General features: G+C 47.8%; 12 protein-coding genes. 3 read left to right on the top strand and 9 right to left on the bottom strand.

All coding sequences use genetic code 11. The annotated features are described in order from the left end of the window. Window positions 1-134: 134 nt before the first annotated feature. From D1627_RS11390 to panC, 6 genes are all read right to left on the bottom strand, one after another. Window positions 135-1,274 (bottom strand): acyl-CoA dehydrogenase, encoded by a 1,140-nt coding sequence (locus D1627_RS11390; protein ID WP_119432359.1) that lies wholly within the window; start codon window positions 1,272-1,274, stop codon window positions 135-137. 226 nt (window positions 1,275-1,500) lie between these two features. Further along, the gene (locus D1627_RS11385; RefSeq protein ID WP_119432358.1) at window positions 1,501-2,181 is read right to left on the bottom strand and encodes a zinc metallopeptidase; all 681 of its coding nucleotides are present in this window, start codon (window positions 2,179-2,181) and stop codon (window positions 1,501-1,503) included. A 4-nt stretch (window positions 2,182-2,185) separates the two neighbouring features. After that, complete coding sequence (gene rfaE2, locus D1627_RS11380) at window positions 2,186-2,677, bottom strand: D-glycero-beta-D-manno-heptose 1-phosphate adenylyltransferase (protein ID WP_119432357.1); 492 nt, start codon at window positions 2,675-2,677, stop codon at window positions 2,186-2,188. Further along, window positions 2,661-3,707, bottom strand: a complete 1,047-nt coding sequence (locus D1627_RS11375) for a lysylphosphatidylglycerol synthase transmembrane domain-containing protein (RefSeq protein ID WP_119432356.1) — start codon at window positions 3,705-3,707, stop codon at window positions 2,661-2,663. The genes rfaE2 and D1627_RS11375 overlap by 17 nt, the downstream gene beginning before the upstream one ends. Window positions 3,708-3,716: 9 nt before the next feature. Beyond that, window positions 3,717-4,064, bottom strand: coding sequence for an aspartate 1-decarboxylase (gene panD / locus D1627_RS11370; protein ID WP_119432355.1), 348 nt, complete (start codon window positions 4,062-4,064; stop codon window positions 3,717-3,719). A gap of 95 nt (window positions 4,065-4,159) precedes the next feature. Then, complete coding sequence (gene panC / locus D1627_RS11365) at window positions 4,160-5,014, bottom strand: pantoate--beta-alanine ligase (protein WP_119432354.1); 855 nt, start codon at window positions 5,012-5,014, stop codon at window positions 4,160-4,162. Window positions 5,015-5,151: 137 nt separating this feature from the next. Here panC and D1627_RS11360 point away from each other — a divergent pair, with 137 nt between their 5' ends. Together D1627_RS11360 and glmS are read left to right on the top strand one after the other, a co-directional pair. Further along, window positions 5,152-5,964, top strand: a complete 813-nt coding sequence (locus tag D1627_RS11360) for a glycogen/starch synthase (protein ID WP_119432353.1) — start codon at window positions 5,152-5,154, stop codon at window positions 5,962-5,964. A 288-nt stretch (window positions 5,965-6,252) separates the two neighbouring features. Continuing rightward, a complete protein-coding gene (glmS, locus tag D1627_RS11355) occupies window positions 6,253-8,088 on the top strand; it encodes a glutamine--fructose-6-phosphate transaminase (isomerizing) (protein ID WP_119432352.1) in 1,836 nt (611 codons plus the stop codon). A 49-nt stretch (window positions 8,089-8,137) separates the two neighbouring features. On the opposite strand, the gene D1627_RS11350 is transcribed toward glmS, so the two are convergent. Both D1627_RS11350 and D1627_RS11345 read right to left on the bottom strand, forming a co-directional pair. After that, window positions 8,138-8,764 carry a hypothetical protein gene (locus D1627_RS11350; RefSeq protein ID WP_147383282.1) on the bottom strand — a complete coding sequence of 209 codons (627 nt, stop codon included), beginning with the start codon at window positions 8,762-8,764 and terminating at the stop codon, window positions 8,138-8,140. Between the two features lie 101 nt (window positions 8,765-8,865). Next, complete coding sequence (locus tag D1627_RS11345) at window positions 8,866-9,543, bottom strand: 3-hydroxyacyl-CoA dehydrogenase family protein (RefSeq protein WP_119432350.1); 678 nt, start codon at window positions 9,541-9,543, stop codon at window positions 8,866-8,868. A gap of 47 nt (window positions 9,544-9,590) precedes the next feature. On the opposite strand from D1627_RS11345, the gene D1627_RS11340 reads away from it, so the two are divergent. Continuing rightward, on the top strand, window positions 9,591-9,971 hold the full coding sequence (locus D1627_RS11340; RefSeq protein WP_119432349.1) for a RidA family protein: 381 nt from the start codon (window positions 9,591-9,593) through the stop codon (window positions 9,969-9,971). Window positions 9,972-10,306: 335 nt separating this feature from the next. Here the strand turns inward: D1627_RS11340 and D1627_RS11335 are convergent, their stop codons facing one another. Beyond that, window positions 10,307-11,329: a YihY/virulence factor BrkB family protein gene (locus D1627_RS11335; protein ID WP_119432348.1), complete on the bottom strand. Its 1,023-nt coding sequence runs from the start codon at window positions 11,327-11,329 to the stop codon at window positions 10,307-10,309. Window positions 11,330-11,420: the final 91 nt, after the last annotated feature.

Here is an 11,420-nt window from a genome sequence, read left to right as displayed (position 1 = left end):
CTATAAACCCTTAATTTTGGCTTAAAGCTAAGATTAATCTTTATAAAATTCAAAATAATTTTTAAAATTAATTTTAATTCAGAAAAGACTATCTATAGCTCAATTCACATAGAAACAGCAATTTAAGGCGTTTTTTATTTGAGCAATTCTCTCGAAATTACTATTTTCTGTATCTCAGAGGTACCCTCATAGATTTGTGTGATTTTTGCATCACGCATTAAACGCTCTACATGGTACTCTTTTACGAAACCGTAACCACCATGTATTTGCACTGCTTCTACAGTTGTTTCCATAGCTACTTTAGAAGCAAATAACTTAGCCATTGCGCCAGACTTGCCGTAGTCCAAGTGTGCATCTTTGTCGTGAGCAGCTTGCAGGCACAGCAGGCGAGCTGCTTCAATATTTGTTGCCATATCTGCCAATTTGAACTGTATTGCCTGGTGCTTTGAGATTTCTACACCAAAAGCCTTACGCTCCTTAGAGTACTTAAGCGCTAACTCCATAGCGCCAGAGGCTATGCCAAGTGCCTGGGCAGCAATACCAATTCTACCTCCAGCCAGTGTTTGCATCGCAAACTTGAACCCGAAGCCATCCTCACCGATTCTATTCTCTTTTGGTACTTTTACGTCAGTAAACATTAAAGAGTGGGTATCTGAGCCACGAATTCCTAATTTATTTTCTTTTAGTCCAACTTCGAAACCTTCCATACCGCGCTCTACAATGAGGGCATTAATGCCACGGTGGCCTTTTTCTACGTCAGTTTGTGCAATTACCAGGTAAACGGAAGCCGTACTACCATTGGTAATCCAGTTTTTTGTACCATTCAGCAAATAGTAATCTCCTTTGTCCTCGGCAGTGGTGCGCTGCGAGGTTGCATCAGACCCGGCTTCAGGCTCAGAAAGACAGAATGCGCCAATAATCTCTCCGGTAGCTAACCTAGTCAGGTATTTTTGTTTCTGTTCTTCGGTGCCGAAAGTTTCAAGACCCCAGCAAACAAGCGAGTTGTTTACAGACATCACCACAGACGCAGAGGCATCCACTTTAGAGATTTCTTCCATGGCTAGCACGTAAGAAACGGCATCCATGCCGCCTCCGCCATACTTTGGGTCAACCATCATACCCAAAAAGCCCAGCTCGCCCATCTTCTTTATCTGCTCGGCTGGGAATTTCTGATGCTCATCGCGCTCAATAACGCCTGGCAACAGCTCTGTTTGGGCAAAGTCACGGGCGGCAGCCTGTACTGCTAACTGCTCCTCTGTTAATTGAAAATCCATATGTAGTATCTAAAGGATAATAGTTTGATTAGTTTACTTTAATTCCGGTACAAAACTATGAAATTCAGTTGCATTTATTCAACCTGATATTCTAATAATTGTTGTGCGCCACCACCGTTTTGTACACATTTAACCTCTACAGGTTACAAATGCCTAAAAAAAGCAAGCGCCGCCAGTGCAGAAGCAGCAGGCGGCGCAAGTACAATTTATCAGTTTTAAATAATTTTTAGTCGCGGCGCCCCATTAACAGTGACACATAGTATAGCAAAGTTGCCAACGAACCTAAAGCTGCCACCACATATGTTAGGGCTGCCCACTTCAGGGCATCTTTCGCCATGGCATGCTCCTGCGTCGTCACGATGCCACGCTGGTCTATCCAAGCCAGCGCACGCTTGCTGGCATCAAACTCTACCGGCAGCGTAACAAAGCTAAAGATTGTGGTAAGGCCGAACAACGCTACACCTATCGCCAAAGGCACCGGAGTGGCCTGCAGCATAAAGATACCGATCAAGATGATCCACTGCATGTAGCGCGAGGCTATACTTAGCGCAGGCACCATGGCCGAACGAAACTTAAGAAAGGCATAGGCTTTGGCATGCTGCACGGCGTGCCCGCATTCGTGCGCTGCCACAGCAGCGGCGGCGGCACTGCGCGCCTCGTACACATACTCGCTCAGGTTCACAGTTTTGTCGGAAGGGTTATAGTGGTCTGTCAGGCGCCCTGCCACCGACATTACCTTTACGTCTGTGATGCCGTTATCGCGCAGCATCATTTCGGCCACTTCGCGGCCACTCAGGCCCGAGCTTAACGGCGTTTGGGAGTATTCCTTGAACTTACTTTTAAGCTTGGCGCTTACGCCCATACTTATGAGCATAAAAACGATACCAATGAAATATATTCCGAGCATAGTTTTAATTTAAATTACAGTTGTTCTCTATCTTCTTTACGATGTTTGTAGTGGAGTAGCCTTTAACGAGTGGCACCGTTTTAACCGCTCCGCCCCGCGCCTGCACCACCTCATGGCCCACAATCTGCGCCACGGCATAGTCATCGCCCTTTACTAGGATATCTGGCTGTATCGCTTCGATAAGCTCTAACGGTGTATCCTCGTTAAAAAGTACTACGGCATCCACAAACAAAAGGGATGCCATAACGCGCGCGCGTGACATTTCGTCCTGCAACGGCCTGCTTGGGCCTTTTATACGGCTAATGGAGGCATCAGTATTTAGCCCAAGTATAAGCTTATCGCCAAGTTGTCTTGCTTTCTCGAGGTAATCGACGTGACCAAGGTGCAACAGATCGAAGCACCCATTTGTAAACACGATTATTTGGCCCTGGTCGCGCCAGGTTTGCACTTGCTCCAGCAACTGCGGAAGGGTGTAAATTTTATCTTTTGAATTCATGAGAGCTTGCATTAGCGTGGCTTTGCTTTACTGTTACCGCCTTCGGGCGGCCCAGAAAACCTGCCATAAAACTAATCACTCCCATTACAACTACCAAAAGAGTTTGCGAGGTATGGGCCAGCAGCGCATAGGCCATACCAGCCTCTTTAGGGACACCATAAAGCAACAAAGTAGCTTGCACTAGCAAATGATACACGCCAATACCCCCTTGCACAGGTGCGGCCATGCCCAGTGTGCCCACTAAGAGAACAGAAAGCGCAGCTCCCCATCCCAAACCTGCCGTAGCAGGCAGCGCATAGAAAACCACCAAGCTCATGCCATAGTACATCAGCCACACAAACACTGTATGGCCCCAGAAGGTTACTTGGTTATCAAGCTTTGTAATACTGAAAACGCCTTTAAGCATGCCGCGCACGAAGTTAACCGCCTTCCGAAAGTATGAATTTTTGCGTAAGCGGCTTAAGTAGCGTAAGCTGATGAACAGAATAGCTAGTATTGTTCCGAGCATTACCCAGAACACCCAGTAAAACGAGCTTATACTTTGCTCTACGTTTGTATACTTATCAGAGAAAAGACCGAGGAAAAAGTCGCGGATGCGGCCAAACTCTATCAGAAAGGTAAGCCCAACCACCATTAGCAGCATCACCATGTCGATGATGCGCTCCGCGATGACGGTGCCGAAACCGGTATTCACGGGCAGGTTATCGGAGCGGCGAAGCATGCTGCAGCGCACTACCTCGCCCATGCGCGGCAGTACCAGATTAGCCAGATAGCCTACCATCATGGCATTATAGGTGTTGCGCAGCGGCGGGCTGTAGCCAGTTGGCCGTATCTGCATTTGCCACCTTACGGCACGGCTTATATAGGCTAGTATGCCTAGCAGCACCGACAGCAGCACCCAGCCATAGTTGGCGTTTTGCAGCTCTGCCCACATTTTCTGAAAATCAAGCTCCTTTAGCGCATACCACATCAGAAATGCGGATACACCTAAAAGCAGCGCATACTTCAGAAGCGAGAGCAGTTTTTTCATGAAATGGCGTTACACCAGGCGGTTATGCTGATCTGGGAACACAAGCGTAGGCGTGTGGTTTTTGGCGTCTTCGAACTTTATACTGCAGTAAGAAATCACGATCACGATATCGCCAACCTGCACCTTGCGGGCGGCAGGTCCGTTAAGGCATACGGTACCGGTACCGCGCTCTCCCTTGATCACGTAAGTCTCGAAACGCTCGCCGTTATTAATGTTAACGATCTGTACTTTCTCATTCTCCACGATGTTAGCGGCGTCCATTAGGTCCTCGTCTACGGTGATACTGCCTACATAGTGCAGCTCGGCCTGTGTTACCTTACAGCGGTGGATTTTGGATTTTAAAACCTCAATATACATGGTTTACTTTTGTAATAAAGCGCAAAGTTAGGCAATTGGCAGCATATTAACTACCAAACCTAAAGCTGCTTAAAGGCATCTGTTGGCCAAACAAACTATACTCCGTTTAAATTCACCAGAATGTTATCAATCAGGCGAACGGGGCCCACAAAGGCAGCGATGCAAAGCGCCACTTCCTGCCCTGCCTCTACCACAGCCAAAGGCTGCAAAGTATCCGGGTCGGCTATCTCAAAATACTCCAGCTTAACCTGATCCTTATCTGTTAAGTAGGCCTCTACAGTTGCTTTTATACTATACAATGGCTTTTGTCCCAGCTGGCTTTTGGCTAACTGCAGCGCCTTATACAGCGCAGTGGCTGTCTGGCGCTGGGCGGCATCCAGGCGCGTATTGCGGGAGGACATAGCCAGGCCGTCTGCTTCACGGATGGTTGGGTAGCGCACCAGCTCTAAGTCGAAGCTAAGGGTTTGCACCAGCTGTTTTACAATGGCTACCTGCTGCAAGTCTTTCTGGCCAAAGTATGCCTTGTGCGGCTGCACGAAGTGAAAAAGCTTGCCAACGATTGTGGCAACACCGTTAAAATGGCCTGGACGGTGCTCGCCTTCCATTACCGTCTCCAGCGCTCCGAAACTAAACTGCATAAGCGGCTGTTGTACATATACATCCACTGCCTGCGGAGCAAAGAGAATGTCGCAGCCAACCGTTTTGAGTTGCGCGATATCCTCCTCCATGGTGCGCGGATACAGTTTATAATCGTCCGGGTTATTGAACTGCGTGGGGTTTACGAAAATGCTGCAAACGGTTATATCGTTCTCCTGAGCCGAGGCGCGCAGCAGTTGCAGGTGCCCCTCGTGCAGAGCGCCCATGGTTGGTACAAAACCAATACGCTTGCCGTTGCAGCGTAAGGCTTGCGTACGCTCCCGGATGACACTAACCTGCTCTATAACTTCCATGTTGAGGATATATCTGTGTAATGCAAAGGTAAAGCCGGCAAAAGTAAGTTATAGTGTATTAAATTGAAAATTAGAATAAAAAATACTAATTTTGCACGTCCCATTACTGTTGCTTAATAAATTTTAACTACATACCCATGTCAAAATTGCGAATCTTATACGCCGCCACCGAGATCAATCCCTTCTTACAGACCACGAAAGTAGCAGAGTTTTTACAGACGCTGCCACAGGGGATGCAAGAGCGGGGAATGGAGATCCGAATCTTTGTTCCGCGGTTCGGCCTGATTAACGAGCGCAAAAACCGTTTGCATGAGGTAGTACGCCTTTCAGGAATCAACATCGCTGTTGGCGAAGACGAGAAACCGCTTGTTATTAAAGTGGCTTCCATCCCGAACGCGAAACTACAGGTTTATTTTATTGATAACGAAGACTATTTCCATAGAAAATCAGTTTTCGTAGATAAAAACAACAAGTTCCACCAAGACAACGACGAGCGCGCCATCTTTTTCTGCAAGGGTGTGCTGGAAACAGTAAAGAAGCTGGGCTGGGCGCCGGATATCGTGCATTGCAACGACTGGATGACTGGTTTGATCCCGATGTACCTGAAAACCACGTACAAAAAGGATCCTATCTTTAAGGACGCCAAGTCGATGTTTACAGTATATAACCACAACTACTCCCATAAGTTTGACGCAGACCTGCTTGAGAAGGTAAAAATGCTGGACATTGACGACAGTATGCTAACCGAGCTGCAATCAACAGACATTGACGGCTTTATTAAGTGCGGCATGGAGTATGCTGACTCGGTGATTAAAACTAACGAGAACTTCGGAGATAACATGAACGCCTTGTTCACGGACTTCATGAAGAAGAAAACCATTAGTACGGTTTCTGCCGATGATACCTTGCTGGATAATTACTATAACCTGTACAACGAGCTTAGCAAATAAACTACTTGCATCGCATTACTGCCGTTTCTTGTACTATTCGTGAGTTAAAGCGCGGCACGCAAGAATAAACGCACTAGCGTTATAACATAAAATTACAAAAGGCTGCCGCTTACATTACATTTTCATGTAGAAGCGGCAGCCTTTTTTGTTTTCCCGTAAATAACTTATACTCTTGGCTTTAAGCTTTATAAACGTGCTACAAGTATAACGATATCGCACCCTCACTATTCAGATATTAAAGAAAGAAGTACCTTTGTGTGTACCTATGAGAATTTATTGATATAACCTATGTGTGGAATTGTAGCTTACGTTGGACATCGGGAAGCGAGTCCAATTATCATTAAAGGCCTGAAAAGGCTCGAATACCGAGGATATGACAGTGCAGGCATCGCCCTGATGAACGGCGACCTGAACATTTACAAGAAAAAAGGCAAAGTAGCCGAGTTGGAGGCATTTATTGCTACTCAGGATACCCACGGCAGCATTGGCATGGGCCACACCCGCTGGGCAACGCATGGAGAGCCAAATGATGAGAATGCGCACCCGCACTACTCAACCTCCGGCAATATCGCCATCATCCACAACGGCATCATCGAGAACTATGCTTCCTTAAAGAAGCTATTGCTTGAGAAAGGCCATACTTTTAAATCAGAAACAGATTCAGAGGTTTTTATTAACCTGATCGAGGACATTCGTGCGCACAACAACTGCACCCTGCCGGAGGCCGTGCGCCTGGCTATGCACGAGGTGGTTGGCGCTTACGCTATTGTGGTGCTCTCAAAAGACAGCCCGAACCAACTGATCGCCGCCCGAAAAGGTAGCCCGTTGGTAGTGGGCATCGGCGAAGGCGAGTACTTTCTGGCTTCTGACGCAACGCCTATTATCGAGTACACCAACGAGGTAGTATACCTTAACGACTACGAGCTGGCTATCATCAATAACGGGCAACTAGATATCCGTACCAAGGAAGATGTGCAGCAAACGCCTTACGTGCAGAAGCTGGAAATGGAGCTGGAGTCGATTGAGAAAGGCGGCTACGAGCACTTCATGCTGAAAGAGATATTTGAGCAGCCCCGCTCTATACTTGACAGCATGCGTGGGCGCATGGTTGCCGAAAGCGACCACCTGATGATGGCCGGTATCCGTGAGTTTGAAAACAAGTTCGCGAATGCCAGCAGAATTATCATTGTGGCTTGCGGCACATCGTGGCACGCCGGTCTTGTAGCCGAGTACCTGATCGAGGATTTGGCGCGCATCCCTGTAGAAGTAGAGTATGCCTCCGAGTTCCGTTACCGTAACCCGATCATCAGCGAGCGTGATATTGTAATCGCTATTTCGCAGTCAGGAGAGACGGCCGATACACTGGCTGCCCTGGAACTTGCCAAATCTAAAGGTGCTACTATATTCGGTATCTGCAACGTGGTAGGCTCATCTATTGCGCGCGCCACCGATGCAGGCGCTTATACGCATGCAGGCCCTGAGATTGGCGTTGCCAGCACCAAAGCCTTTACGGCGCAGGTTACTGTGCTTACGCTTATCGCCATGATTATCGGTAGCAAGCGCGGCACCCTAGAAACCACCAAACTGCGCGAGTTGATGGTGGAGCTGGAGACGATCCCTGCTAAAGTGGAGGAAGCCCTAAAGCTTAACGAGCAGATCATAGGAATTTCGGAGCAGTACAAGGACGCCACCAACTTCCTATACTTGGGCCGTGGCTATAACTTCCCGGTTGCCCTGGAAGGCGCCCTGAAACTTAAGGAGATCTCGTACATACACGCCGAAGGCTACCCAGCCGCCGAAATGAAGCACGGCCCGATTGCTTTGATTGATGAGCAGATGCCGGTAGTGGTAATTGCTACCAAGGATAGCTCTTATGAGAAGATCGTTTCGAATGTGCAGGAGGTGAAGGCCAGAAAAGGAAAAGTGATTGCCGTTGTTACCGAAGGCGACACAACCATCCCGGCCATGGCCGACCACGTGATTGAGATACCAGAAACCAGCGAGCACCTGATGCCGCTGCTGTCCGTTATTCCGTTGCAGCTATTGTCTTACCATATAGCGGTAATGCGCGGGTGCAATGTGGACCAGCCACGTAACCTGGCTAAGTCTGTAACAGTGGAGTAAGCGCTAGCAAAGTATAAAACAGAAAAGGGAGCCTTAACAGCTCCCTTTTTTATTTACGCCTGTATGCCAACGTATCCAAGAAAAGACAGATGGCCTCGGTATCTTCAGAAGTATACCCAGGGTTTAGCATCGTCATGAAGATGATGCCTTCAATTTTGTTTTTGCTTCCGATGGCCGCCACAGTGTAGCGTTGCTCCTGGCCACCGTGCTTCAGCACCACCGATTTGCCTCTAGCCTTGTGCCCCGACTGCAATTTAAGCTCATAAGCCTCCTCTGAGCGCGTGTAACCAAAGTTCATCTCGCCTTCGGTTATCTCCTGCAGCATCAGGTCTACCAGCTCGGTGGGGTTAATGGTTTTATACTTTTGCAGCAGCATGCCGTTGCCGTTGGCAGTTACCAACGTTACCTGTTCCAGTTGCGGGTCAGGAGTGGCAATGGTTGGCTGCAGCGCTTTGGGGTATTGCAGAGAAACCCAGTCATCCTGGTAAGTAAGTATATCCTTCTGCTTTATTGTTAGCTCTAATTCTTTGCCATTGGCTAGCTTTACTTTTTGGGCCTTACCTAAGGCTATATCTGTGGCCTTGCCATCAATAACAACCTGGTAATTTGCCGCATCCTGAGCTACTGCGCCTATACCTGCCAGGCAAAGTATACTTGCCAGAAGTACTATTTTCATCTGATATCTTGTAAGTCGAACTGTGTTATACTTTTGCCCAATACTAAAAAGGAGCAGTACCGATGGCGGCATTGCTCCTTTTGCTATCAATGGTTTATACTTTAAAAACGCTCACCCTTAAGGTATTTCGTTTTCAGGAGCGGACATATTTTGTAGCGTTCTTCTTTAGTATCTTCATACACGACTTGCAGCACATGGTACACATTGGCTACTCCTATCTGGTTTGCCCACTCAAATGGCCCTTTGGGGTAGTTAGTACCGAGCTTCATGCCTTGGTCTATGTCGTTTGTTGTTGCGGTTTGCTCCTGTAAAGTATAGCAGGCTTCGTTGATGATCATACAGATCATGCGGGGCGTTACCATACCTACGCGGTCCTCTACCAACAAATATGCAGTGCCCAGCGCCTGGCATACTTGCTTCAGCGTTGGCTCATCTTGGGTATTCAGCAAACTCACCTCCAGCACCTCGCGGTTAAACAGCGTTGGCAACCCGTTAAACCCTATCAAAGTACAGGTTCGCTCCAGGCCTGCCTCTTTTACCAGCGCAGCCAGCTGCACCATAACGGCATGGCAAAACACCACCTGCTCCGGCGCGTACAGGCTTAGGCGCTCCGGCTGCTCGTGCAGCAGGAAGTCAAACACGATGTCGGAGGGCTTCAGTTGCTCATCCTGCAAGCTGTGGCTGTGTAAAAAAGTATAGGTTATACCTTCTTTCCCTTCCGGAAACTTCTGCTGGAATTCGGCGGCCATTTCAGGACCAGATAAAACAACTATATGCATATTTCTGTACTTTTGATGGTAAAGATACAAACTAAAACGAATCCACTATGGCACATACCATCATCAATTCCCCGAAGGCTCCCGCCCCGATCGGCCCTTACAGCCAAGCAACTTTAGCCAACGGAACATTATACGTTTCGGGCCAGATAGCGCTGGACGCCGAGAGCGGCGACCTGGTAAACGACAGCATCGAGAACGAAACGCACAAAGTAATGCAGAACCTGCAGGCCATACTTACAGAGGCCGGTATGGACTTCAGCAACGTACTAAAGTGTACCATCTTCGTAAAAGACCTGAACAATTTTGGCAAAATTAATGAGACCTACGGCAGCTACTTTACCAGCAACCCGCCAGCCCGCGAGACGGTAGAGGTGAGCCGCCTGCCAAAAGATGTGAACGTGGAGATTTCCTGCATCGCTACCAAGTAGTTTTCTGAAGGCATAAGATTTTCGGCGAAGGGCAAAGGAGCTAAGTATGGCTTTTTTGTCCTTCGCCGCTTTTATACTTTGCCGTATTCGCCAGGCACCTATGTATGAGTTTAAAGGCAGATACTTTTGTTGCTTTCGCCTAAGTACAAATTCATAGCTCCAGATAAGGTGCGGACAGGTCACGGCCTGTCACTACAAGTTAATCAGCCCAACATGTACACAGAGCAGACGGCAAGTTCACCATCAGCGCTAAATACACTTGCGAACCAAAACACCCAAATCCCCACCCCTCTCTAACTCCTTAACTTTCTACCTTTCTAAAACTTCCCAACTTCCTAAATATTTGCTCCTTCTGCCTTCTCGCCTTCGTCGGTGGGCTTTTGCAGCACATCCTCAGGCTCTCCGTATACCTCTTTCTCGTGCTTGCCTGGCTCCGCGTTTACAGCCGAGTTGCCTGCCTCTACTTCCTGCCTAATCACACGCACGGCATAATCTGATGGGTAAATGTTATAGCCATACTTGCGGGAGTATACAAATGTAAAAACTGCCCCAAAGAATATAATCTGTGAGGTAAAGAACACCCAGGTAAGTATAACCACGATAGAGCCAGCCGCGCCATACACGGACCCTACATCGTTTTTGCCTAAGTATAACCCGATCAGCCCACGAAACAGGACAAATAACAAGGATGTAACTAAGGCCCCTACCGCCACATCGCGCCATTTTATTTTAGCATCTGGCAAAAACTTGTAGATACAGGCAAAAAGGAATGACATTAGCAGAAAAGCAGAAATAAAGTTAGCTGCATGCAACACATACACTACCCATCCAGAAAAGCGCGCTGTCAGGAAATCGCCGATTGCCACCAAAATGGTATTGGCCAGCAATGAGAGCAGTAGTACAATGGCAATGGTCAGTATCATACCAAAGGAAAGCACCCGATCCAGCACTAGCTTGATGTAACCACGCTTGGGCACTGGCTTTACATGCCAAATCTCGTTGAGGGAGTATTGCAGAGAGATAAATACCCCTGTGGCTGCAATAAAAAGCGCAAAGCCCCCAACCAGCGCAGCCAGGTTAAAAGCCCCAAACTCATTTACGTTCTCCACCATTTTCTGCACTGAGTAGGCCCCTTCTGTACCAATTAGCTCTTTGATGCGGTAATAAATCTCCCCAGATACTGCCTGTTCTCCAAAAAAGTAGCCTGCAGCGCTAATAATAATGATAAGCATGGGTGGCAGCGCAAAAATAGTATAATAGGCCAGCGCCGCTCCCTTCTGAAAGGAGTTGTTGTCGATAAACTCAAGCCCGGTTTCTTTTAACAGGCCCCAGATTAACCATGCGCGCTTCTTAACCATACTTTGCGGCTTTTCTTACTTGCTGATACGCAATTTGGCCACTATGTTTATGTTATATATGAACATCTTCCTGCCTGTGTGGGCATAATTA

Origin of the sequence: Pontibacter oryzae, assembly GCF_003576375.1 — a bacterium.
In the GTDB taxonomy this organism is placed as follows: Bacteria; Bacteroidota; Bacteroidia; order Cytophagales; family Hymenobacteraceae; genus Pontibacter; species Pontibacter oryzae.
The sequence above is the reverse complement of the archived record's forward strand: the minus strand, read 5'-3'. Positions and strand labels throughout refer to the sequence as shown.

What these genes read in the sequence shown, in the direction of transcription:
- D1627_RS11390 (WP_119432359.1), bottom strand. Translation starts at nt 1,274, where the DNA reads ATGGATTTTCAATTAACAGAGGAGCAGTTAGCAGTACAGGCTGCCGCC.
- D1627_RS11385 (WP_119432358.1), bottom strand. Translation starts at nt 2,181, where the DNA reads ATGCTCGGAATATATTTCATTGGTATCGTTTTTATGCTCATAAGTATG.
- rfaE2 (WP_119432357.1), bottom strand. Translation starts at nt 2,677, where the DNA reads ATGAATTCAAAAGATAAAATTTACACCCTTCCGCAGTTGCTGGAGCAA.
- D1627_RS11375 (WP_119432356.1), bottom strand. Translation starts at nt 3,707, where the DNA reads ATGAAAAAACTGCTCTCGCTTCTGAAGTATGCGCTGCTTTTAGGTGTA.
- panD (WP_119432355.1), bottom strand. Translation starts at nt 4,064, where the DNA reads ATGTATATTGAGGTTTTAAAATCCAAAATCCACCGCTGTAAGGTAACA.
- panC (WP_119432354.1), bottom strand. Translation starts at nt 5,014, where the DNA reads ATGGAAGTTATAGAGCAGGTTAGTGTCATCCGGGAGCGTACGCAAGCC.
- D1627_RS11360 (WP_119432353.1), top strand. Translation starts at nt 5,152, where the DNA reads ATGTCAAAATTGCGAATCTTATACGCCGCCACCGAGATCAATCCCTTC.
- glmS (WP_119432352.1), top strand. Translation starts at nt 6,253, where the DNA reads ATGTGTGGAATTGTAGCTTACGTTGGACATCGGGAAGCGAGTCCAATT.
- D1627_RS11350 (WP_147383282.1), bottom strand. Translation starts at nt 8,764, where the DNA reads ATGAAAATAGTACTTCTGGCAAGTATACTTTGCCTGGCAGGTATAGGC.
- D1627_RS11345 (WP_119432350.1), bottom strand. Translation starts at nt 9,543, where the DNA reads ATGCATATAGTTGTTTTATCTGGTCCTGAAATGGCCGCCGAATTCCAG.
- D1627_RS11340 (WP_119432349.1), top strand. Translation starts at nt 9,591, where the DNA reads ATGGCACATACCATCATCAATTCCCCGAAGGCTCCCGCCCCGATCGGC.
- D1627_RS11335 (WP_119432348.1), bottom strand. Translation starts at nt 11,329, where the DNA reads ATGGTTAAGAAGCGCGCATGGTTAATCTGGGGCCTGTTAAAAGAAACC.